Here is a 22,797-nt window from a genome sequence, read left to right as displayed (position 1 = left end):
TAAAGCACTTAAATTAAGGCACTATTGGCTCTTATTTTTGCCAGGCTGTTTTTGCTTAATTGTTTTATTGAAATATGCTAATTATAACTTTTTGTTTGCATTGATTTATCTCATTTTGGAAATATTTGGTCTAATGGATAATCAAATTTACGGATAGTGCTAGAAGGGGCGATATTCTATGTCAAAGTACATTGAAATGACACATGAACAGGTGATAGATACCTGTAAAAAATATATGAATGATGATCAAATTGCATTTGTTGAAAAAGCATATAAATTTGCTGCAAATGCCCATAAAGATCAAAAAAGAGCCTCCGGTCAGCCATATATCGTTCATCCTACCCAAGTTGCCGGTACTCTTGCAAAACTGAGTCTTGATCCGGATACAATTGCAGCAGGATTCCTACATGATACAGTAGAAGATACGCCAGTCACTAATGATGATATTAAGGAAAAATTTGGTAAAGATGTTGCTTTTATAGTTGATGGTGTCACTAAATTAAATAAATACCAGTATAAATCGCATCAAGAATTTTTGGCTGAAAATCACAGAAAAATGTTAATTGCAATGGCAAAAGATATTCGTGTGATTATGGTCAAATTAGCTGACAGACTGCATAATATGCATACTTTAGAGCATTTGCGCCCTGATAAGCAGCGCCGAATTGCATCTGAGACTATGGATATTTATGCTCCCTTAGCTGATCGTTTGGGTATCGGAACAATTAAATGGGAACTTGAAGATATGAGTTTTCATTATTTGAATCCCAAGGCATATTATCGCATTGTTAATTTAATGAATCTTAAACGCAGCCAAAGGGAAAAATATATCCAAGATGCAATCAAGACACTTAAGGAAAGTTTGGATAGCCTGGGCATTAAGTACGAAATATATGGTCGACCAAAGCATATTTATTCTATTTATAAAAAAATGGTCAACAAGCATAAAGATTTTAATGAAATTTATGACTTGTTGGCAGTGCGCGTGATTGTTAAAACGGTTAAAGACTGTTATGCAGTTTTAGGAGCAGTTCATACTAAATGGAAACCGATGCCTGGCCGGTTTAAGGACTATATTGCTGTTCCCAAGGTCAACGGCTACCAGTCGCTTCATACCACTATTATTGGTCCTGGTGGCAGACCTCTTGAAATACAAATCAGAACCGAACAAATGCATGAAGTTGCTGAATACGGTGTGGCTGCTCACTGGGCATATAAGAGGGGAAATTTTAAAGGTGTAGAACAAACCAGTTCAAATGAAAAGTTGGATATGGTCCGTGAAATTTTAGAATTAAAAGATGAAACTTCAGATGCTGACGAATTCATGAAAAGCGTTAAAAGCGAAATCTTCTCTGATCGCGTTTATGTTTTCACTCCTAAAGGTGAAGTTTATGAACTGCCAAAAGGGTCAGTTACCTTAGATTTTGCTTATGAGATTCATACTCAAGTGGGTAGTCATGCAGTCGGAGCCAAAGTCAATGGTAAATTAGTACCTCTTGATTATAAACTGAAAAATGGCGATGTCATTGAAATAATGACGCAGTCGAATGCTACCCCTTCACGCGACTGGGTTGATTTAGTTAAGACCTCGCGCGCACGAAACAAAATTCGCAGATACTTTAGAAATCTTGATCGTGACCATAGTATTGAGCAGGGCGAGCAAATGGTTGCCGACAAACTGCGTGAGCAAGGACTTTCACCCAAAGTATTTATGTCAAAAGAACATATTGAGCCACTATTGGAGCAAATAAATTATCACACAGCAGATGAAATGTATGCTTCAATTGGTTTTGGTGATCTCTCCGCGATTGGTGTGGTTAACAGATTAACTGCGGATATACGCCGCGAGAATGAAAAGAAGAAGCAAAAGCAGCTTGAAGAAGAAATTCTGAATTCAGGACAAAAAGCAGTTTCGGAAAATCCACCAAGTAAAAAAGATTCTAAGGCAATGAAGATCAAGCACAAAAATGGTGTCATGATTCAGGGCATAAGTGACTTGATGCTTCATTTGGCCAAGTGTTGCAATCCAGTTCCAGGAGACGAGATTGTCGGCTATGTTACTAAAGGCCGGGGCGTGACAATTCATCGAACAGACTGTCGCAATATAGTAAATAATGACGAAAGTAAGGGCAGGCTGATTGAAGTTCAATGGGAAAATGTTGCTGAAAACAGTGCGCAAGCATTTAATGCTAATATTGAAGTCTTCGGCTACAATCGTGGTAAATTACTTACAGATGTCATTACAAAGTTGAACACGTTAACCCCAAATATTAATAATATCTCAGGCAAAGTCAACGAAAATAATATTGCACATATATATGCTACAGTGGCAGTCAACAATTCAGCTCAATTAGATGGAATTTTGACCAAGTTAAGGGATATACCAGACGTATACCAGACAAGGAGGGCTGATAATTAATGCGGGTTGTGATTCAAAGAGTTAACAGGGCTAGTGTAAAAATTGCGGGAAATACTGTAGGACAGATCCGTAAGGGTTTATTATTGCTGATCGGGTTAAAAGAAGGCGATGAAGCCGATACTGTTAAAAAAGCCGCTGCTAAAATTGCTAAAATGCGTATCTTTGAAGATGAAAATGGTAAAACTAATTTAGCAATTAAAGATGTTGGCGGACAAATATTAAGTGTTAGTCAGTTTACTTTACTAGCAGATACCAAAAAGGGTAATCGACCAAGTTTTATTAAAGCTATGAGACCACCAAAATCAAAAGAGTTATGGGAACAGTTCAATAAAGAATTGGAGAAACTGGGTTTAACTATAGAAACAGGTGAATTTGGTGCTGACATGCAGGTTGATTTAGAAAATGACGGACCTTTCACAATCGTGTTGGATCTGTAAATATCATGCATAGTAGTACTACAGGTTGACTTTTAACTGTGAAAACTATATTCTAAAAAAGAATTATCAATGACAAAGACTGAAGTTTAGTATTTTTATTCAGAGACCGCCTGTTTTTGGTGAAAAGGTGGGGAAAAAACTAACTGTGACCCCTTTACCAGATAATGAGCGCCTCGCGAGCGTTATTCGCAGCAGGTAAAAGGTGGTACCGTGCTAAATCAGAGCGCCCTTGATTTATTCAAGGACGTTTTTTTATTAAAAGGATGATTAAATGAGAGTTCAAAGACCTAAAGGAACAGTTGATATTTTGCCAGATGAATCTGGATCATGGGAAAAAGTCGAACAAATATTGCGTGACTTTTTTAAACAAGCAAATTATCGCGAGATTCGGACACCCAGTTTTGAAAACTATAATGTTTTTTCGCGCTCGAGTGGTGAAACTTCTGATGTTGTTGAAAAAGAAATGTATGATTTTAATGATAAAGGTGGCAGACACATTGCCTTAAGACCTGAAGGGACAGCTGGAGTTGTGCGTGCCTACGTCGAAGATAAGCTTTACGCACCAGAAATTGCCAAGCCTTTAAACGTTTATTATATTGAGTCGACATTTCGCTATGAAAGGCCTCAAGCAGGGCGCCAACGTGAATTTCACCAAATTGGCATCGAGAGTTTTGGCTCCGCAAATCCTTTGGCAGACGTAGAAACAATTGTTCTGGCTCATGATTTATTAGCCAAACTTGGTGTGAGAAATTATGAGTTACATATTAATACGCTGGGTAATGCACAAGTTCGTCAAGATTATCATGATGCATTGGTTAATTATTTTAAACCAATTAGAGACCAGCTTTCTGATGACTCAAAAAGACGGCTAAAAAAGAATCCTTTGCGCATTCTAGATTCTAAAGATGAACAGGATAAGCAGTTTTTACCAGATGCGCCTAAAATAGTTGATTATTTGGATCAAGAATCAAAAGAAAACTTTGACCAAATTTTAAAAATGCTGGATCAATTAAAGATTAATTATGTGATTGATAATGATTTAGTTCGTGGACTTGATTATTATACCGGTGTCATTTTTGAATTCATGGTTGAAGATAAAAGCATTTGGGAATCTGCTTCAACAATCCTTGGCGGCGGTCGCTATGATAACCTAGTAGAGGAATTTGACGGGCCAAGTACTCCAGCCGTTGGTTTTGGCATTGGAGAAGAACGTTTGATGCTGGTATTACAAAAACAAAATCCCGAGCTTTTTGTAGATCAGGGCATTGATTTCTTTATTGCCAATATCGGTCAAGAAACAGAAGTAAAAACGGTTGCAATTGCTCGTTTATTGCGTAAGCAAGGTCTGAAAGTTCAATATGATGTTGATCAAAAGAAGTTAAAAGCTCAATTCAAAAAAGCGGATAGAGCTAAAGCTAAATACGTTATTACTCTTGGCGATAAAGAATTAGCTGCCAGTGTTTTAAATGTTAAGAGACTTTCTGATGCTAAAACATTTAAGTTTAATTTCAACGATCTTGAAGATATGAATGCGGTAATGAAACAATTAAAGGAATAAAAAATGGAAAAAAGAACTGACTATTGTGGTAATATCACAGCAAAATTTATTAATCAGAGTGTAAATTTGTACGGCTGGGTACAACGTGTGCGAAATCTAGGTAATCTGGTGTTTATTGATTTACGCGATCGAGAAGGTCTTGTCCAAGTTGTAGTTAATCATGATTCAGGCCAAGAGTTAATGGCTATTGCAGATTCACTAGGAAATGAATATGTAATTCAGGTTAAAGGTAAAGTAGTTAAGCGTTCAAGTATTAATCCTGACATGAAAACGGGAGAAGTCGAAGTCGAGGCTAAAGAAATCAATGTGTTGAACAAAGCCAAGAATCCGCCGTTTGAAGTTAAAGATAATGTTGAAGTTGCCGAACAGACTCGGCTAAAGTATCGCTATTTGGATTTGCGTAGACCCAACTTGCAAAATGCTATCATTTTACGGTCAAAAATTTTACGAGCAACACATGAATTTTTTGATCAAAATGGTTTCATTGATATTGAAACACCAATTTTAGGAAAGTCTTCACCTGAAGGTGCTCGTGACTATTTGGTACCATCCAGGATTTATCCTGGCAGTTTTTACGCTCTGCCACAATCTCCCCAGCTTTTCAAGCAATTATTGATGGGAGCTGGCTTTGATAAATATTATCAATTGGCAAGATGCTTCCGCGATGAAGATTTGCGTGGTGACAGACAACCTGAATTCACTCAGATTGATATGGAAACTTCTTTTACCGATGAGCAGCAGGTACAAGACTACACTGAAGGCTTGCTCAAGAAAATCATGAAAGACGTAATGGGAATTGATCTGAAAACTCCAATTGATCGCATTTCCTGGACAGATTCAATGAACAATTACGGTACAGATAAGCCAGATACCCGTTTTGGCATGTTGATTCACGACTTAAGTCCAATCTTTAAGGATAGTGCTTTTAAAGTCTTCTCTGGTGCAATTGCCAATGGTGGCTTTGTTAAAGGGATTGCAGTTAAAGATGGTGCTCAAAAATACTCTCGTAAACAAATTGAGAAAAAGCAGGACTATATTAAGCGCTACCATGCAAAAGGTTTGGCTTGGGTCAAATTTGAAGATGGTGAGTTCTCTGGTCCAATTTCTCGATTCTTAACTGATGAAAATAAAGCTTCTTTAATCAATGAATTTAACTTGCAAGGCGGCGAATTAGTCGTATTTATTGCTGACAAATGGAAAGTTTGCTGCGACTCGCTTGACCATTTGCGTCGTGAATTCGCTAAAGAAACAAATATTATTCCAAAACATGTATTTAACTTTGTCTGGGTGATTGATTGGCCATTATTTGAATATGATGAAGGATTTGGTAGATGGATTGCAGCACACCATCCATTCACTATGCCTGATGATGAAGGTATTAAATTACTAGATACTGAACCGCATAAAGCTCACGCTCGCAGCTATGATATAGTTATGAACGGTGATGAATTGGGTGGAGGTTCAATCCGTATTCACAAGCGTTCAATTCAGGAAAAAATGTTTAAGGCACTTGGTTTTACCAAAAAACGAGCCTATGAACAATTTGGCTATCTTCTTGAAGCTTTGGATATGGGCTTCCCACCACATGCTGGACTTGCCATCGGGCTTGACCGTTTTGCAATGCTGCTTGCTGAAAAAGATAATATCCGTGATGTATTGGCATTCCCGAAAAATGCCAATGCTTCAGAACCAATGATGCATGCACCTGCTCCTGTATCTGAACAACAATTAACTGATTTGGGCATTGAGGTCGAAGATAAGTATCAAGACGATGTAGCTAAAATTGAAGCAAACTTGAAAGTACAAGCTGAAAAAGATGCTGCACAAAATACCAGTTGGGATTAAAGATAAAACAAATATCAAAATAGCATGAAGAATTATGCTCTTCATGCTATTTTGTTCACTTATTGTTAAAAAATTGACCTGAGTTAGGAGGAAATCATATGACTGATAAATTTCACCGGGCTTTTGGTTGCTATGGCATTATTGGTGATCAGCAAAATCTAGTTGTAATCAAAAAAGAGGATGGACCTTATATAAATCGCTATGACTTACCAGGAGGTAGTTTAGAAGACGGGGAATCATTAAAGCATGCAGTTAAGCGTGAAGTAAATGAAGAAACAGGCTTAATAGTTCAAGATTACAGGCAAATTGGTGTTACTTCGTTTAAATACCCTTGGGATTATGAACAATGGCATTTTAATCAACATATTTGCGTTTTTTATAGAATCAATAAGTTTAGTGGTAATTTGCAGACTGAAGCCAAGCAGTTCACAGGGCAAGATTCTTTAGGAGCAATCAGGATACCATTAGCAAAGATAAGTATTGGAAATTCTTCGCCTTTAGTAGTTAAAGCTAAACAATTTTTATTAAACCCAGACAATTTTGATTTAGCAGATCAAACTTTTGATAAGTGGATTGTACTTGATAAACCTGTTTTTTAAAGTAAAAAAAGCGGTTAAGGAAATCATTTCCTTAACCGCTTTTAACTAGTTTATTTTAAACTCTGTAAAAAATCTAAAGCCTTATCGTAATTGGGCTCGTTAGTTAATTCCTGAATAAGTTCTTGGTACAAAACTTTTTTATCTGCATCAACGATCCAAACGCTTCTGGAATCTAAGTTATTAGCTTCAATAAATAAGCCCATGTTTTTACCAAAATCAAAAGAATCATCAGACAAGAGTTTCATCTTTGAAACGCCTTCAGCTGCACACCAGTTTTTCTGCTCTTCTGGAGTATTGGTAGAAATAGTATAAAAATTGATACCGTTAAACTTATCAACTTCACCGTTAAACTTTTTAGTAGAAATACTGCAAACGCTAGTATTGATATTAGGCACCACACTGATTAAAGTAGGCTTGTCAACTAATTCTTCCATTGAAACAATAGAACCGTCTGCCTGCTTTACCTTGAAACTTGGTAATTCTTCTCCCACTTTTGGTGGTTCACCATTTGTTGACAGAGGTTCATTTTTCATTGTTACTTGCATAATCTTAACCCTTTCTCTTCTTAAAAATATAAACGACTACTCTTTAAATTTTAAACTACTGAGGTTGAAAACCCCAAGAAATTAGCTTTTTTAGTTATTATTAGTGTATTCAGAGATGCGCTTAATAGCCACTTTGAGCTTTTCTTCAGAAGATGCATATGAAAAGCGAACGTATCCATGACCTCCAGCACCAAAGAAACTGCCGGGGGTCACCCCAACTTTGGCTTTTTCAGCTAGATCTTTAGCAAAGGAGACATCGTCACAGCCAAATTTAGTTGGTATTTTAGCGAAAATATAAAAAGCTCCTTCTGGTGTAGCCATAGTATAGCCATTCTTCTTTAGACCATCTTCAAGAAGATGTAAACGCTTTTGGTACTTTTCTCTAGCATCAATATAGTCTTGTTCACCATGATCTAATGCCTCTGACGCCGCAATCTGAACATTATCAGTTACAGAAGAAATCAAAAATGAATGTATTTTTATCATTGATTTCATTAACTCGGCAGGCCCGGCGATATAACCAATTCTCCAGCCGGTCATTGCGACGCTTTTTGACAGCCCCGATAACAAAACAGTTCTTTCCGGAATAATCTGCGTCAGAGAGTAATGCTTTTTTTCACCATAAATTAATTCCGCATAGATTTCATCACTGACAGCAAATATATCGTATTTAGTGATAACGTCTGCAAGCTCTTGCAAGTTTTGTTCTGAGTATACTCGGCCTGTTGGGTTAGAAGGGTCAGTAATAATAACGGCTTTTGCTCCTTTGCCTTCATTTTCAAGCGTTTCAGTCAGCTTTTTGGCAGTTAAAAGAAAATTATCAGCAGAAGTATCAACTTGTACAGGTATACCACCAGCCATTTTTATAATACCAAAATAAACTTCCCAAACCGGAGTGGGAACAATGATTTTTTCTCCCGGGTTTAGCAAAGCCATGGCAGCAATGTTTAGTCCTTCTGAGACACCTACAATAGCACAAATTTCACTTTTAGGATCATAGCTTACACCCAGACTCTTTTTTAAATATTTGCTGACGGAATTTAAATATTTTTCTTTGCCAGCTTCTGGCGCATAATGGGAGTCATCTCTATTAATATCATTAATTGCCGCTCGTTTTATATGCTCAGGAGTATTTAAATCTGGCTCACCAATAGTTAATTTTATTATCCCAGGAATTTGAGAAATTTTTTGACTAAAAGATCTGATTTCAGAATTAGGCAAATTTCTAATTTTAGAATTTATTTTTGCAGATAAGTTTTTTGCTAAATGTGGCATAATAAGATCCTTCCTATTTTTCTTGAAACCATATTATAACCTAGCCTGACCATAAATAAAATTAAGAAAAAGTATTATTTTAGTGAGTTTATAGTTAGTGAATACTATTTATTTTTGTTATATTGAATATATCAAACTAAGGAGTGTGTGATTTATGGATCAAAATGAGAAAGATAAGAGACTAAAGCAGTTAACTCCCGATCAATATCAAGTGACTCAACAAGCTGCAACTGATTACCCATTCAAAGGGAAATACGATGATTTTTATCAAAAAGGAATTTATGTTGATATTGTATCAGGAGAGCCATTATTTTCGAGTGAAGACAAATATGATGCGGGATGCGGCTGGCCTAGTTTTACACGTCCGATTAAAAAATTAGTTTACCACCGTGATCAGTCCCATAATATGGAAAGAACTGAGGTCAAGAGTCCAGATGCAGATTCGCATTTAGGGCATGTATTTGATGATGGCCCGTCTGATAAAGGCGGACTTAGATATTGCATCAATTCTTCAGCTTTGGAGTTCATCCCTTATGAGCAATTAGAACAAAAAGGTTACGGAGAATATAAAAAACTCTTTAAATAATAAAAATTATGTAAAAAAGAACATGGCTATTATTAGTCATGTTCTTTTTGAGTAACTACTAAACTATTTCTTGTTCCTTGAAACTGCCGTAAACCCGCTCGACTTCGGTAACGCTCATGAAGGCATACGGATCGCTTTTTTTAACAATATGTAAAACATCATACATATCATAGCGGTCAATAACAGTGATCAATACTTTTTTCTCATTATGACTGTATGCCCCTTCAACATCATGAAAAATGGTAATACCACGGTGCATTTTTTCCTGAATGCCATCAATAATAGCATGAGGCTGTTCTGTAACGATGGTAACCTGCAGCTTCTGGTGCTGCGTATAGACGGCATCGATTACGCGTCCGTTAATAAAAATAGTTAAAGCTGAATATAATGCACGCGTCCAACCAAAAGCAAATCCAGCAGCAGCTATAATTATTAAATTAATTAAGATACTGATTTTACCGTAACTGGTTCCTGTTTTTCTCTGAATGACTATACCTATGATATCAAGTCCACCTGTTGATATACCGTTCTTAAGCGCAAAACCTGTACCCAGGCCATTGATCATACCACCAAAAATCGCACAGACAAGTGGATCAATGTGCATGTTAATCGGTTGTACTACTCGCATCATAATTGATCCAAGTATGACTGTAATGATTGTAAAAAACGTAAATTTATGTCCAATCTTTATCCAGGCAAGCAAAAGCAGAGGCAAGTTCAATACAAAATACAAAGCAGAAGTTGATAGAGTAACGGGTAAATACCGTTCGCTCATAGTATTGATTAACTGGGCAAAACCAGTTATTCCTGAAGAATACATGTGTCCTGGCGTCCAGAAGAAATTTAAAGCCACAGCTACGGCTAAAGAATAGAAAAATGAGGCAGAAATTTTAGAGAGTAGATTATACCGCCGATTAAATGCGTCAAGCTGATCCATTATTCAATATTTCCTTTTCGAAAAAATGCTAATTAAAAATAATAAATACTAGTTTCTATATAAAATATAAAAACTAGTATTTTTCTTAAGTATACTAACACATTTACGTGAAATTTAAAGAGGTTTTTAATCTAACTTGGTTTAATTTTGCCAATGCTTTTTAATAAATTCCTCTCTACCGCCTGATTCTTCAAGAGCATAGCGTCTTGGATTTTTTTTGTAAAAATCTTGATGATAATCTTCAGCAGGATAAAATGGCTTCGCTGGTTCAATTTTTGTAACTATTGGCGCATCAAACCTGCTACTATTTTGGAGAGCTCTTTTTGACTTCTCCGCAGCTTCTTTTTGAGCAGAAGAATTATAAAAGATAACTGGACGATAGTTATCGCCGCGATCCTGAAATTGTCCGGATGCGTCTGTTGGATCAGTTACTTGCCAATAATAGTCAAGCAACTTTTCATAAGACATAACCTCAGGATCATAAGTGATTTCAACAGCTTCAGTGTGTCCCGTTTCACCTGTACATACTTGTTCATAGGTCGGATCTGGCACATTTCCACCTGTATAACCCGAAATTACTTTTTTAATGCCAGGTAGAGAATCAAAAGGTTTTACCATACACCAAAAACAGCCGCCAGCAAATATTGCAGTATCCAAATTACCCATTTGCTCATTTTTACTCATTTATTTCACCTCTTTAATTTTTATTTAAACATAAATGCCTTAATTAGAGGCCCTATTTGCTTTTATTTTTGAACTCCTAAGTGGTTCATGATAATTGCTGCAGTCTCTTCGATCGAACGGTGAGCAACATTTATTACAAAGCAACCAAGCTGATCATAAAGCTTTTGTGCTGAATCCAATTCTTTTTTTATCGCATCGATATTAGAATAGGAAGTATCGGGATTTAAACCATAGGAAATCATTCTTTCACGTCTGATTTCATTTAACACAGAAAGGTCATTTGTCAAACCAATAATTTTTTTAGGATCAATTTGATATATTTCTTTCGGGATATGGGTATCTGGAACTAATGGCAGATTTGCGACCTTGAGATTTTTATTAGCTAAAAACAATGATAAGGGAGTTTTCGATGTACGCGATACTCCCAAAAGTACGACATCAGCTTCTAAAAAACCCTTAGGGTCTTTGCCATCATCATACATAACTGCAAACTCCATAGCTGAAATGCGATCAAAGTATTTTTGATTCATTTTATGCTGGGCACCTATTTTTTGTTGTGGTTTCAAACCAGTTAATTTTTGAATCGATTCGATCGCAGGAGATAAAATATCCACACTCTGAATATGATGTTCTCTGACAAACCTAATAACTGGTATTTGCATTTCATCCTTTACCAGACTATAAATAAGCAATAAATTTGGATATTGAACTATTTCTTCAAAGGTCTCTTCTAATTTTTCCTTATTAATTATAAACGGATATCTTCTATAATTAATTTGCGCATCAGGAAACTGGGCAGCTGCGGCAACAGCATTATTAAAAGCAGTATCCCCAGCAGAATCTGAAATTATTATTATGTTGACTTCTTTTTTTGTTGTTTCTTCAGCCATTATTTACTCCTTTTTTCTTCAATTATACAATTTAACAAAAATCATTAACAGGTTAAGTTTTTTCTATGAAAAATTTTAAAAATATTGTACGTTTGTATTGACCCACCGGTGATGTTTGATATAATTTAGTTAAATGTATGACGGTAACGTCAAGAAATGGAAGGAGGGATCACATATGGCCAAGACAGTCGTTCACGAAAACGAGTCTATTGATGATGCTCTTCGTCGTTTTAAACGTTCCGTTTCTAGAAGTGGTACTTTACAGGAATACCGCAAACGCGAGTTTTATGAAAAACCTAGTGTTCGTAGGAAACTGAAATCCGAAGCTGCTCGGAAACGCAGACATTATTAATCTAAAAACGACTTTTATCAAGCAGATAAAAGTCGTTTTTTATTAACGACAATTAAAGTTTAATGTTTTATTTAATTTAAACTAGGTTGTAAATTTGTTATAATTTAGCTAGATTTTATGAAGAAAGAGGGAATTCATTTGAGTTTATCTGAGCAAATAATGTCAGATATGAAAGAAGCGATGAAAGCTCGTGACAAAGTTAGACTGAACACCGTGCGTATGATTAAATCCGCATTGATGAATGAAAAAATTAAAGCTGGTCACGATTTAACCGCTGAAGAAGAACTGACGGTTCTTAGCCGAGAAAAAAAGCAGCGTGAAGAATCAATTGCAGAATTTACTAAAGCTGATCGTAAAGATCTAGCAGAAGAAACTAAACAGGAATTAGCAATTGTTGAAAGCTATCTGCCTAAGCAAATGACCCCTGAAGAGCTCGATCAAGCTGTTTCTTCAGCAATTGCAGAAGTGAATGCTCAAGGCAAATCAGATTTTGGAAAAGTAATGAAAGTATTAATGCCTAAAATCAAAGGTAAAGCTGATGGCAAAGAAGCTTCTAATGCGGTGCGCAAACAGCTGAATTAGGCATAAGAAAAGGAGCAGAGTTATTTGGCCCAAACCAATTTTATTCCAAAAAATCCTGAAAATATCCAGAAATTAGTTGGTATTAATGATAACAATTTAAGCCTTTTGTCTACAGGGTATAATGCTAGTGTAGTTGATACTGGCAATAGTATAGCTATTCAAGGTGATGACAGCGACATCAAAAAAATTTCAGCTGTTTTAAAAGCTCTTGATAATGTCGTTAATGCAAATATTAATATCGGTCCTGCCGATGTTGTAAGTGCAATGAAAATGGCAGATAAAGGAACAACAGAATATTTTCCTGATCTATATAAAAAGATTTTAATTCGGGATGCTAAAGGCAAGCCGATTAGAGTCAAAAACATGGGACAGAAAAAATATGTCGAAGCTATTGAAAAAAATGATGTTGTATTTGGGATCGGTCCTGCTGGTACCGGTAAGACATTTATTGCAGTTGTTTGTGCTGTTGCTGCTTTTAAAAAGGGCGAAGTTTCCAGGATTATTTTGACTAGACCTGCAGTTGAAGCGGGGGAGTCGCTGGGATTTTTACCTGGTGATCTCAAAGAAAAAGTTGATCCTTACTTAAGGCCCATTTATGATTCTCTATATGCAATTTTAGGCACCAATACCACCGATCATTTAATGGAACGCGGTGTAATTGAAGTTGCTCCATTAGCGTACATGCGTGGTCGTACACTGGATGATGCATTTGTTATTCTTGATGAAGCTCAAAATACTACTGATGCGCAAATGAAAATGTTTTTAACCAGGCTTGGCTTTAATTCAAAAATGATCGTCAATGGTGACATGACACAAGTCGATCTTCCCGGTAAGCAACGGAGTGGACTGATAGATGCTGAACGTATTTTGAAGAAAATTGAACAAATTAAATTTATCTGGTTTTCAGCTAATGATGTTGTTCGTCATCCGGTTGTTGCTAAAATTATTAACGCCTATGAAAAGGAAGAAAAAAAGTTTTAATGGATTCAATAGATATTACTTTTAATGATGAAGTTGGTTTTCTGGACGATAAAAGACGTGATTGGCAAAAATGGATTCTGCAACTTCTCTTGCTTGCTAAAAATGAGATAAATAAAACCAACAACTTGGAAATGAGTATTAACTTTATTAATGAAAAACGCAGTAATGAAATTAATAAAAAATATCGCGGTCAAGATAGACCAACCGATGTAATCTCTTTTGCTATTGAAGATGGAGAAGATCAAATTGATTTTAGCACATTTGATGATCCTGAATTCATTGAAGATATTGGTGACTTATTTATGTGTCCCAGCGTTATTATGCGCCACAGTAAGGAATATAGTACCGGTTGGGACCGCGAATTTGGCTATACTCTAGTCCATGGCTTTTTGCATCTTAACGGATATGATCATATTGAACCAAGCGAAGCAAAAACCATGTTTAAAATACAAGGAAAGATATTGGAAGAATATGGCTTGCGATTGTATCCCGATCAGTTAGATGAAGGCAGAGGTAAATAATGGTAGAAGAGAAGAAAAATAAGTCTGGCTTTGTTGCTTTACTAGGAAGACCAAATGTTGGTAAGTCGACCCTTATGAATTATTTAGTGGGTCAAAAGGTAGCCATTACCTCTAGCAAACCGCAAACTACCCGTAATAAAATCTCTGGAATTTTAACAACTGATGCTATGCAGGCAATTTTTATTGATACTCCCGGCATATTTAAGCCACACCTAGATTTAGATGATTACATGGATAAAGCGAGCTTGTCTAGCTTGAACGATGTTGATCTTATTTTGTTTATGGTTGAACCAGAAAAAATGGGCAAGGGTGATGCTTATATAGCAGAGTTATTGCAAAAAGCAACTGTTCCAGTTTTACTTTTAATCAATAAGGTAGATACTGTTAATCCCAACGAACTTTTACCAATAATTGATCAATATCGTAAGCTCAACATTTTTAAGGAGTTTTTACCAGTCTCGGCAACCCAGGGAATTGGAATTAGTGATTTAATTCAGGTTTTACACCAGTATTTGCCTGAAGGACCCAAGTATTATGGCACAGATCAAATTACTGATCGACCAGAATATTTTATGGTTGCAGAATTAATTCGTGAACAGATTTTAAAGTTTACCTCTGAAGAAGTGCCCCATGCTGCCGCTGTTTGGGTGGAACAAATGAATAAGCATGAAAACAATAAGTTGCAGATTGAAGCTACAATTTATGTTGAAAAAAATGGGCAAAAAGGCATTATTATTGGCAAAGGCGGTAAGATGCTCAAGCAAATTGGGATCAATTCCAGACGCCAAGTTGAGGATTTGCTAGGTGAAAAAGTTAATTTGCATCTTTGGGTAAAAGTCCAGCACAATTGGCGTTCTGACCCGCAATTTTTAAGAAAAATAGGTTATAATCCAAAGGATCTGGCCTAAATGGTTCGTGAGCTCAAGGAAGTTAATGGCATAATTTTTAAAAGACAAAAATATCATGAGGCTGATTTACTGGCCAAAATAATGACAGAAAAAAATGGCATAATCACATTGCTTGCTCGTGGTGCACTAAAGGCAAAGTCTAAATTAGGAGCATCACTACTTAATTTCTCTTATGGAACTTATGTCATTTATTCTTCTGGACATGGTTTGAGTACCTTGAGGACATACAAAAATGTAAAACAGTTTGATGGATTATATGACGATTTAATTAAAAATGCATATGCTTCTTTTGTTCTTGACTTGATAGATCACGCATTTATTGAATACCAAAATCTTGGTAAGTATTACAATTTGGCAAATTTTGCTTTGCAAAAGATTAACTCAGGAACTGATCCTGAAATGATAACTCAGATAGTACAAATGCAATTGTTAGCAGCTTATGGAGTAGAGCCAGAGCTGAGAAGCTGCGTGATCTGTGGAGAAAAGCAGGGAGAGTTTGACTATTCAATCAGAAAAGGCGGTATTCTGTGTAGTAAGCACTTTTATGCTGATCCATCTCGTTTGCGTTTGAAACCAAAAGAAACAGCTGTTTTGAGAACTATCTTTTTACTTCCCTTTAACAGATTAGGTGATATTAAAATTAATTCTGCTACCAAAAAAGCTACGCGCAGAGCTATTGATCTTATTTATCAGGAAACCATTGATCTCAATCTCAAAACTAAAAAGTTTTTGGATGAGTTGAAATTAACTGACTAGGCTCTTCTGATTGAATAATTTTTATGATAAAATAATAATATGTATTAGCTATAATGAGGATAAAAAAGTACCAGTTAAGCGAGTGTTGAAGGTGAAAGAGCACCTGGGAAAAGGCACCTCTAGCTAAATTAATTAAGAGCAGGAACTATTTCCTGAATTAGGGTGGAACCGCGACTAAATCTCGTCCCTATGCATGTTTTGCATAGGCTTTTTTTATGGTCTTATGCAGGAAGGAAATATAAATGGCAAAGAAAAAATTAACTATTCAAGATATGATTTTTAAATTAGAAAAGTTTTGGTCCTCAAAGGGATGCATGGTAATGCCTTCTTATGATGTTGAAAAGGGTGCAGGAACTATGAGTCCTTATACTTTTTTGCGTGCTGTTGGTCCGGAGCCCTGGGCAGCTTGTTATGTAGAACCCTCAAGACGTCCGGCTGACGGCAGATATGGGGAAAATCCTAATCGTTTGTTTCAACACCATCAATTCCAAGTAGTAATTAAGCCGGCACCAGAAAATATTCAGCAGTATTATCTGGATAGTTTGAAGGAACTCGGTATAAATCCTTTGGAACATGATATTCGCTTTGTCGAAGACAATTGGGAAAATCCTTCAATGGGCTGCGCTGGTGTTGGTTGGGAAGTTTGGCTTGACGGCATGGAAGTAAGTCAATTCACATACTTTCAAACTGTCGGCGAGCTTGATGTTAAACCAACAATGAGTGAAATAACTTATGGTGTTGAACGACTGGCTTCTTATATACAAGATGTTAATTCCGTTTTTGACCTCGAATGGGGAGATGGGGTTCTTTATCGCGACATATTTAAAGAAGCTGAGTATGAGAACTCTAAATATGCTTTTGAAGAATCAAACCAGGAAGATCTTTTAAAGTTTTTTGATACTTATGAAAGAACAGCTAAGGAATTAATTGGACTTAATCTGGTTCAACCTGCTTATGACTATATTTTGAAATGTTCCCATACTTTTAATTTGCTCGATGCTCGTGGAGCCGTATCTGTTACTGAAAGAGCAGGATATTTGGCCAGAATTAGAAACATGGCACATGAAGTAGCTGTATGTTTTGTAAAAGAACGTGAAAAAAGAGGTTTTCCTTTGTTAAAAAATGCAGAAGATAAGAAGGCAGGACTAGAAAATGGCTAAAGATTATTTATTTGAAATTGGTACTGAAGAAATGCCGGCCCATGTCGTTGAAAGGAGTGTTAAGCAATTAGCTGAAAAAACCAGCAAATTTCTTAAAGAAAACGGACTTAAATTTAAAAGCATTAAAAAATTTTCAACACCTAGAAGGTTGACTATTTTAGTAGAGGAACTTTCTGAAAAACAGGCCGATATTGATGAAATAAAAAAGGGTCCTGCCAAAAAAATTGCACTGGATCAGGATAAAAATTGGACTAGAGCTGCTCAAGGATTTGCTCGTGGTCAAGGAATGACTACTGATGATATTTATTTTGAGGAATTAAAAGGTACCGAATATGCTTATGTTCATGTTCAAAAAGAAGGTAAAAAAGCCACTGATATCCTTTTAGGTATGAGCGATATTGTCAAAGCTATGACCTTTCCAACCAAGATGCGGTGGGATTCTCATGATTTTGAATTTGTTCGCCCTATTCATTGGCTAGTCTCACTTTATGGTAATGAAGTAATACCAGTTAAAATTTTAGATATCACTGCTGGCCGAAAAACTGAAGGTCATCGCTTTTTAGGCGACAGTGTTGTACTAGCTAACTCTAGTGACTATGAAGATGCTTTAAAAGATCAGTTTGTAATTGTTGACTCAACCAAACGTCGCACAATGATAATTGATCAAATGAACAAATTGGTTAAAAAGAATAATTGGCAAATTAAGCCAGATAAAAGTTTACTTGAAGAAGTAACAAATCTAGTTGAATATCCTACAGTTTTCACTGGTTCTTTTGACAAAAAGTATTTGGAAATGCCTAAAGAAGTATTAATAACTTCCATGAAAGATAATCAACGTTATTTTGAAGTTTATGATCAAAATGGCAACTTGATTAATCATTTCGTAGCTGTACGTAATGGTAATAAAGATTACTTGGAAAATGTTGTTTCAGGAAATGAAAAAGTTCTAGTAGCACGTCTGGATGATGCACAATTCTTTTACGATGAGGACCGTAAATATCCTCTGAGCCATTTTGTTCAAAAACTTGATAACGTTTCGTTTCACGATAAAATTGGATCAATGTCTGAAAAAATGAAGCGTGTCCGTATTATAGGTGATTTTTTAGCTAACAAATGGCAACTTGATGAACAGGTTGTTAAAGACTTTGACCGTGCCAGCGAATTGTACAAGTTTGATTTAGTTACTCAAATGGTGGGAGAATTTGCTGAACTTCAAGGAGTAATGGGCAGGCACTATGCCAAATTAGCTGGAGAAAACGATGATGTTGCTGCTGCCATTGAAGAGCATTACATGCCAACTACCTCTGAAGGAGAATTACCTAAAACAACGGTAGGTTCATTATTATCTGTTGCTGATAAATTAGATACTATTATTACTTTCTTCGCTGCTGGTATGATTCCTAGTTCTTCAAATGATCCATACGCACTTCGTCGCTATGCTTACGGCATTGTCCGAATTTTATTAAATCAAAAATGGTCATTACCATTTAACGAATTTCTACCAGAGATTGTTTCGGCTCTTGAAAACAAGACCCCTGCTAAACTACCTAAAAAAGCTGAGCAGGAGGAGGAAATTTCATCCTTTATTCGTGATCGTATTAAGCAGTACCTACAGAGAAACAACTATAAGTATGACATCATAGATGCAGTTTTGGCTTCAAGTCAACAGGACCCAATTCAAATTTTGGCTGCAGCAAAAGTTTTGCAATTACACCATGATGATGATAAATTCAAACCAGTTGTTGAAAGCTTAATCAGAATAAACAATATTTTGCAAAAAGCTAAATATAAGGGCCAAAATGAAGTAAAAAGGGAATTGTTTGAAAACGATACTGAAACGAAACTTGTTGATGGAGTTAGCAGTTTGAGCAAGGTTAATGATCTTTCAGAACTTTATGATGGCTTTGTAAAACTACAGCCTGTTATTGATGTTTACTTTGAGACAAATATGATTATGGATAAGAATGAAGCTATTAAAAATAACCGTTTAGCACAGCTTAATGGGATAGCACAACTTGCAAAGCGGCTCGGTGATCTAAGCAAATTAGTTATTAAATAAAAGTAGGTGGAAAGATGGCTGGTCTTATACCTGAGGAAACAATTGCTAAAGTTCGAAATAATGTCAATATTGTCAATGTCATAAGTCAGTATGTTTCACTTGAAAAGAAGGGCAAAGATTTTGTTGGTCTCTGTCCTTTTCATGAAGAAAAAACGCCTTCATTTACTGTTAGCGAAGGAAAGCAATTTTTTAAGTGCTTTGGTTGCGGTAAAGGGGGCAACGTTTTTTCATTTCTGATGTATAAGGAAAATTTAACTTTTCCGGAAAGTGTTCAAAAAGTAGCTGATTTTGCTCATATTGATATTGGTGAATATTCCAGTCAAAAACCCAAATTTTCTAATGTACTTATCAAAATAAATGAAGAAGCAGCCGACTTTTATCACAGAGTACTAATTTCCACTAACGCAGGAAAGCCAGGGCATAGTTACGCAGAAAAACGTGGCCTTAATCAAGACATAATTAATCATTTCCGGATTGGTTATGCTCCCAAACAAAATAATTTGCTTTTAACTTATCTCAGGGAACAAAATTTTAAAGATGAGGACTTGGTAAAAAGTGGTTTGTTTGTTCAATCGCAAAATGGGGACTTATTCGATCGCTTTAGAGAACGATTAATGTTTCCGCTTAGCAACGAAGGAGACTATGTCGTTGGCTTTTCTGGAAGAAGACTTTCTAATGATAAAACTGAAGCTAAATATATTAATAGTCCAGAAACCGAAATATTTACCAAATCAAAAACTCTATTCCATTTTGCAGAAGCAAAAAAAGCAGCTCGCAGTGAAAAACATTTAATTTTGTATGAAGGCTATATGGATGTAATTGCAGCATATAAAGCTGGAATAAAATCTGGTATCGCATCGATGGGTACCAGTTTGACAGATCAGCAAGTATATATGTTACGCAGGATTACTAAAAATATCATTATCAATTATGATGGGGATGACCCTGGAATACATGCTGAAGAACGAGCAACTAGGATGTTTAATCAAGTTAGAGGCTTTAATTTAGGAATTGTTGTTTTGCCTGAAAAACTTGATCCTGATGAATATGTCAAAAAATATGGTGCTGAAAAATACCAAGACGAAGTCAAAGGTGCGTTGACACCGACGGATTTTTTCCTTAAAAGACTAAAGCAGAAATACAATCTGGCAAATGATAGGGAGAAATTGGCTTACTTAGATGAGGCCATGAGGGAAATAGCTCAGTTATCTAATCCGGTTGAACAAGATTTATATTTAAACAAAATTGCCAAGGAACAAGGAGTGGCACAAGATTCACTTAAAGTGAATTTGACAAAATACCGCAGGCAGCAAAATAAAGCAAAGAGACACCAAGGTTATCCTGGTCAAGAACAAGGTAAGTCCTATAATTATTCAGATCCACCAATAGATAAGGCTCAAAAGCAGGAAGCCAGTGATCCTATTCAAACACGATTATTATATTTATTTATTCATTCAAAGCATGCTCAAGAATATTTACTTGACCATCAATTTTTATTTCCAGATTCAAAATATCAAAGATTAGCGGAATTATGGTTAAATTTTAGTGAAAATCAAGAAAATCCAACAGTTAATAGTTTTTTAGATTTTATTCCCAGCGAACTTCAAGGTATAATAGTTAATGCTGAAATGACAAACATGCCCCAGGATTTTTCAGACCGCGAAATTGATGAGCAAATAAACGCATTAAATATGCGTAAAATTAATATTGAACTGCAACATTTAATGAATGATTTACAAGACGCAAAACGCAAAACTGACACAGACGAAATATTAGATATTACTCGCAAAATTTTGCAGTTAAAAAGAATTCAGGGTTAAAGGGGGGCTTATTGTGGCAGATAAGGAACAAGCAGCTAACAACGAAAAATTATCTTTAGACAAGATGGTCAAAAAGGTTGTCAAAGATGTTAAAAAAGATAAATCTATTACTGAAAAGGAATTTGTTGCTCAACTGGTTAAGCCCTATAAACTACAGGGAAAAGCAGTCGATCAATTAGTTCAGGAATTTGAAGATAACGGCATCAGTATAGTTGATGAAAAGGGTAATCCATCGAGATTAGCCTTGAAAAAGCAAAAAGATGTTGAAAAAGCTGAATTAAAAGATATGTCAGCACCTTCAAGCGTTAGGATGAATGATCCGGTCAGAATGTATCTGAAAGAAATCGGTCGGGTACCACTTCTAAATGCTGATCAAGAAATTTCTTTGGCAAAAAGGATTGAAAAAGGTGATGAAGAAGCTAAACAGGAGCTGGCAGAAGCCAACTTGCGTTTAGTTGTTTCGATTGCTAAACGTTATGTAGGTCGTGGTATGTCATTTCTTGATTTGATTCAAGAAGGAAATATGGGTCTGATGAAGGCCGTGGATAAATTTGATTACAGCCTAGGCTTCAAGTTCTCAACTTATGCAACTTGGTGGATCAGGCAGGCAATAACTCGTGCGATCGCCGACCAAGCTAGAACTATCAGAATTCCAGTTCACATGGTCGAAACTATTAATAAGCTAATCAGAATCCAAAGGCAATTACTGCAAGACTTAGGTCGTGAACCGACTCCAGAAGAAATCGGGGCAGAAATGGACATGCCTACCTCTAAAGTGCGTGACATTTTAAAGATAGCTCAAGAGCCGGTATCCTTAGAAACTCCAATTGGTGAAGAAGATGATTCACATTTAGGAGATTTCATTAAGGATAAAGATGCAACTAGTCCTGAGCAACATGCTTCTTATGAAATGCTCAAAGAGCAATTAGAAGAAGTGCTTGATACCTTAACAGACCGAGAAGAAAATGTTCTTCGCTTACGTTTTGGACTTGATGATGGTCGAACTAGAACACTTGAGGAAGTTGGCAAAGTGTTTGGAGTTACCCGAGAACGTATTCGCCAAATTGAAGCTAAAGCTTTACGTAAATTACGGCATCCAAGCAGATCAAATCAATTACGTGATTTCTTAGATTAACAAGATAAAATAAAGGCTATTTGGCAAATATCCTAAAGTAGGAAGCAGATAGAAGTATGACGATACTTTTATCTGCTTTTTCTTTTACCTTGTTTTCTGCTAATCTAATCCTGGTTAACAGATTGTGGAAGTTGGCGTAGCCAAAAGCTGTGCGCTCAATTTGTTTAATCTTGCGATTGAAACCCTCTAAGCAGCCGTTAGAATAATTCAATGTTATCCCGTTAATTACTGCTTTCAGGTTATGCTTAAAAGTTAACAGAGTTTGATGCATTTGCCAGCCAACTTCTTCTTTAGCATGAATGACTTCTTTAATTGCCAGCGGATCTTTGGCAGCCAAAGCATCATAAAATGACTGCAGCAGGTTGTAGGCATTAGTAAGCTCCGTGCTGCAGGCGATGCCTTCGTTAACTACCTGCTCTTGCGTCAGATTGTCTTTGTAGTGCCAATTGTAATGCGGATGAATTTTGTCAAGCTCCTGGTACTTCTTGAGATACAGTTTCCACGGTGCTTTAAGCAGTTTGTATTCTCTGCTGGTCTTTTTGAATTTCTTCATGACCTGCACGCGCAGGGAGTTGAAGGAGCGCTTAGGCATTTGTACCATGTGAAAGCGATCAAGCACAATCTCAGCGTTGGGGAAGCATGCTCGCACAATGTCCTGATAGTAAAAATTCAGGTCCAGAGAAACTGTTTTGACGCCTTGCAAAGCCGCTGGCGCAAACTTTTTGAAGTAGGCAATAATTGCTTTTTT

The 22,797-nt window shown here is 36.2% G+C and carries 22 protein-coding genes; 16 read left to right on the top strand and 6 right to left on the bottom strand.

The window, feature by feature from the left end; genetic code table 11:
* Nucleotides 1-178: 178 nt before the first annotated feature.
* From ACZ2M0_RS08560 to ACZ2M0_RS08540, 5 genes are all read left to right on the top strand, one after another.
* A complete protein-coding gene (locus ACZ2M0_RS08560) occupies nt 179-2,419 on the top strand; it encodes a RelA/SpoT family protein (RefSeq protein ID WP_490059167.1) in 2,241 nt (746 codons plus the stop codon).
* Nucleotides 2,419-2,856, top strand: coding sequence for a D-aminoacyl-tRNA deacylase (gene dtd / locus ACZ2M0_RS08555; RefSeq protein WP_490059166.1), 438 nt, complete (start codon nt 2,419-2,421; stop codon nt 2,854-2,856). The genes ACZ2M0_RS08560 and dtd overlap by 1 nt, the downstream gene beginning before the upstream one ends.
* A gap of 271 nt (nt 2,857-3,127) precedes the next feature.
* Entirely contained in the window at nt 3,128-4,414 is a 1,287-nt protein-coding gene (hisS, locus tag ACZ2M0_RS08550; protein ID WP_223901702.1) for a histidine--tRNA ligase, read from the top strand.
* Nucleotides 4,415-4,417: 3 nt separating this feature from the next.
* On the top strand, nt 4,418-6,259 hold the full coding sequence (gene aspS / locus ACZ2M0_RS08545; protein WP_490059165.1) for an aspartate--tRNA ligase: 1,842 nt from the start codon (nt 4,418-4,420) through the stop codon (nt 6,257-6,259).
* Nucleotides 6,260-6,357: 98 nt separating this feature from the next.
* Nucleotides 6,358-6,858 carry an NUDIX hydrolase gene (locus ACZ2M0_RS08540; protein WP_223901704.1) on the top strand — a complete coding sequence of 167 codons (501 nt, stop codon included), beginning with the start codon at nt 6,358-6,360 and terminating at the stop codon, nt 6,856-6,858.
* Nucleotides 6,859-6,908: 50 nt separating this feature from the next.
* Here ACZ2M0_RS08540 and tpx read toward each other — a convergent pair whose 3' ends face one another.
* Complete coding sequence (gene tpx / locus ACZ2M0_RS08535; RefSeq protein ID WP_223901705.1) at nt 6,909-7,403, bottom strand: thiol peroxidase; 495 nt, start codon at nt 7,401-7,403, stop codon at nt 6,909-6,911.
* 90 nt (nt 7,404-7,493) lie between these two features.
* Nucleotides 7,494-8,678 (bottom strand): pyridoxal phosphate-dependent aminotransferase, encoded by a 1,185-nt coding sequence (locus ACZ2M0_RS08530; protein WP_223901706.1) that lies wholly within the window; start codon nt 8,676-8,678, stop codon nt 7,494-7,496.
* A 154-nt stretch (nt 8,679-8,832) separates the two neighbouring features.
* Here ACZ2M0_RS08530 and msrB point away from each other — a divergent pair, with 154 nt between their 5' ends.
* Nucleotides 8,833-9,264 (top strand): peptide-methionine (R)-S-oxide reductase MsrB, encoded by a 432-nt coding sequence (msrB, locus tag ACZ2M0_RS08525; RefSeq protein ID WP_223901707.1) that lies wholly within the window; start codon nt 8,833-8,835, stop codon nt 9,262-9,264.
* 58 nt (nt 9,265-9,322) lie between these two features.
* On the opposite strand, the gene ACZ2M0_RS08520 is transcribed toward msrB, so the two are convergent.
* The 3 genes from ACZ2M0_RS08520 to ACZ2M0_RS08510 form a co-directional block, all read right to left on the bottom strand.
* Entirely contained in the window at nt 9,323-10,201 is an 879-nt protein-coding gene (locus ACZ2M0_RS08520; RefSeq protein WP_109586320.1) for a YitT family protein, read from the bottom strand.
* Between the two features lie 141 nt (nt 10,202-10,342).
* Nucleotides 10,343-10,885, bottom strand: coding sequence for a peptide-methionine (S)-S-oxide reductase MsrA (gene msrA / locus ACZ2M0_RS08515; RefSeq protein WP_490059164.1), 543 nt, complete (start codon nt 10,883-10,885; stop codon nt 10,343-10,345).
* A 62-nt stretch (nt 10,886-10,947) separates the two neighbouring features.
* On the bottom strand, nt 10,948-11,775 hold the full coding sequence (locus tag ACZ2M0_RS08510; protein WP_490059163.1) for a pyruvate, water dikinase regulatory protein: 828 nt from the start codon (nt 11,773-11,775) through the stop codon (nt 10,948-10,950).
* Between the two features lie 175 nt (nt 11,776-11,950).
* On the opposite strand from ACZ2M0_RS08510, the gene rpsU reads away from it, so the two are divergent.
* The 10 genes from rpsU (at nt 11,951) to rpoD (ending at nt 22,049) form a co-directional block, all read left to right on the top strand.
* Entirely contained in the window at nt 11,951-12,127 is a 177-nt protein-coding gene (gene rpsU, locus ACZ2M0_RS08505) for a 30S ribosomal protein S21 (protein ID WP_009560161.1), read from the top strand.
* A 138-nt stretch (nt 12,128-12,265) separates the two neighbouring features.
* Nucleotides 12,266-12,709, top strand: a complete 444-nt coding sequence (locus ACZ2M0_RS08500) for a GatB/YqeY domain-containing protein (RefSeq protein WP_490059206.1) — start codon at nt 12,266-12,268, stop codon at nt 12,707-12,709.
* Nucleotides 12,710-12,733: 24 nt separating this feature from the next.
* A complete protein-coding gene (locus ACZ2M0_RS08495; RefSeq protein ID WP_122052426.1) occupies nt 12,734-13,690 on the top strand; it encodes a PhoH family protein in 957 nt (318 codons plus the stop codon).
* Nucleotides 13,690-14,211 carry an rRNA maturation RNase YbeY gene (gene ybeY, locus ACZ2M0_RS08490; protein ID WP_490059162.1) on the top strand — a complete coding sequence of 174 codons (522 nt, stop codon included), beginning with the start codon at nt 13,690-13,692 and terminating at the stop codon, nt 14,209-14,211. Before ACZ2M0_RS08495 ends, ybeY begins: the two co-directional genes overlap by 1 nt.
* The gene (era, locus tag ACZ2M0_RS08485; RefSeq protein ID WP_490059161.1) at nt 14,211-15,119 is read left to right on the top strand and encodes a GTPase Era; all 909 of its coding nucleotides are present in this window, start codon (nt 14,211-14,213) and stop codon (nt 15,117-15,119) included. The genes ybeY and era overlap by 1 nt, the downstream gene beginning before the upstream one ends.
* Nucleotides 15,120-15,875: a DNA repair protein RecO gene (gene recO, locus ACZ2M0_RS08480; protein WP_490059160.1), complete on the top strand. Its 756-nt coding sequence runs from the start codon at nt 15,120-15,122 to the stop codon at nt 15,873-15,875.
* A 242-nt stretch (nt 15,876-16,117) separates the two neighbouring features.
* A complete protein-coding gene (gene glyQ, locus ACZ2M0_RS08475) occupies nt 16,118-17,035 on the top strand; it encodes a glycine--tRNA ligase subunit alpha (protein WP_490059159.1) in 918 nt (305 codons plus the stop codon).
* Nucleotides 17,028-19,094 carry a glycine--tRNA ligase subunit beta gene (gene glyS / locus ACZ2M0_RS08470; RefSeq protein ID WP_490059158.1) on the top strand — a complete coding sequence of 689 codons (2,067 nt, stop codon included), beginning with the start codon at nt 17,028-17,030 and terminating at the stop codon, nt 19,092-19,094. Before glyQ ends, glyS begins: the two co-directional genes overlap by 8 nt.
* 14 nt (nt 19,095-19,108) lie before the next feature.
* Nucleotides 19,109-20,914, top strand: a complete 1,806-nt coding sequence (gene dnaG / locus ACZ2M0_RS08465; protein WP_490059157.1) for a DNA primase — start codon at nt 19,109-19,111, stop codon at nt 20,912-20,914.
* Between the two features lie 13 nt (nt 20,915-20,927).
* Nucleotides 20,928-22,049, top strand: coding sequence for an RNA polymerase sigma factor RpoD (gene rpoD / locus ACZ2M0_RS08460; protein ID WP_223901717.1), 1,122 nt, complete (start codon nt 20,928-20,930; stop codon nt 22,047-22,049).
* Nucleotides 22,050-22,065: 16 nt separating this feature from the next.
* Here rpoD and ACZ2M0_RS08455 read toward each other — a convergent pair.
* Nucleotides 22,066-22,797 (bottom strand): transposase (locus ACZ2M0_RS08455; RefSeq protein ID WP_490059156.1); only part of this gene is annotated, 732 nt, incomplete at its 5' end.

This window comes from Lactobacillus sp. VURO6/B1 (VP7), from assembly GCF_058139575.1.
Note: the sequence above shows the minus strand (reverse complement) of the source record. Positions and strands in the feature narration are given on the sequence as shown.

Excerpts from the sequence above, each read along its gene's own strand:
- glyS (WP_490059158.1), top strand. The coding sequence starts at position 17,028 with ATGGCTAAAGATTATTTATTTGAAATTGGTACTGAAGAAATGCCGGCC.
- aspS (WP_490059165.1), top strand. The coding sequence starts at position 4,418 with ATGGAAAAAAGAACTGACTATTGTGGTAATATCACAGCAAAATTTATT.
- ybeY (WP_490059162.1), top strand. The coding sequence starts at position 13,690 with ATGGATTCAATAGATATTACTTTTAATGATGAAGTTGGTTTTCTGGAC.
- rpsU (WP_009560161.1), top strand. The coding sequence starts at position 11,951 with ATGGCCAAGACAGTCGTTCACGAAAACGAGTCTATTGATGATGCTCTT.
- ACZ2M0_RS08560 (WP_490059167.1), top strand. The coding sequence starts at position 179 with ATGTCAAAGTACATTGAAATGACACATGAACAGGTGATAGATACCTGT.
- tpx (WP_223901705.1), bottom strand. The coding sequence starts at position 7,403 with ATGCAAGTAACAATGAAAAATGAACCTCTGTCAACAAATGGTGAACCA.
- recO (WP_490059160.1), top strand. The coding sequence starts at position 15,120 with ATGGTTCGTGAGCTCAAGGAAGTTAATGGCATAATTTTTAAAAGACAA.
- ACZ2M0_RS08520 (WP_109586320.1), bottom strand. The coding sequence starts at position 10,201 with ATGGATCAGCTTGACGCATTTAATCGGCGGTATAATCTACTCTCTAAA.
- msrA (WP_490059164.1), bottom strand. The coding sequence starts at position 10,885 with ATGAGTAAAAATGAGCAAATGGGTAATTTGGATACTGCAATATTTGCT.
- hisS (WP_223901702.1), top strand. The coding sequence starts at position 3,128 with ATGAGAGTTCAAAGACCTAAAGGAACAGTTGATATTTTGCCAGATGAA.
- ACZ2M0_RS08510 (WP_490059163.1), bottom strand. The coding sequence starts at position 11,775 with ATGGCTGAAGAAACAACAAAAAAAGAAGTCAACATAATAATAATTTCA.
- ACZ2M0_RS08540 (WP_223901704.1), top strand. The coding sequence starts at position 6,358 with ATGACTGATAAATTTCACCGGGCTTTTGGTTGCTATGGCATTATTGGT.
- dtd (WP_490059166.1), top strand. The coding sequence starts at position 2,419 with ATGCGGGTTGTGATTCAAAGAGTTAACAGGGCTAGTGTAAAAATTGCG.
- dnaG (WP_490059157.1), top strand. The coding sequence starts at position 19,109 with ATGGCTGGTCTTATACCTGAGGAAACAATTGCTAAAGTTCGAAATAAT.
- glyQ (WP_490059159.1), top strand. The coding sequence starts at position 16,118 with ATGGCAAAGAAAAAATTAACTATTCAAGATATGATTTTTAAATTAGAA.
- ACZ2M0_RS08530 (WP_223901706.1), bottom strand. The coding sequence starts at position 8,678 with ATGCCACATTTAGCAAAAAACTTATCTGCAAAAATAAATTCTAAAATT.
- era (WP_490059161.1), top strand. The coding sequence starts at position 14,211 with ATGGTAGAAGAGAAGAAAAATAAGTCTGGCTTTGTTGCTTTACTAGGA.
- msrB (WP_223901707.1), top strand. The coding sequence starts at position 8,833 with ATGGATCAAAATGAGAAAGATAAGAGACTAAAGCAGTTAACTCCCGAT.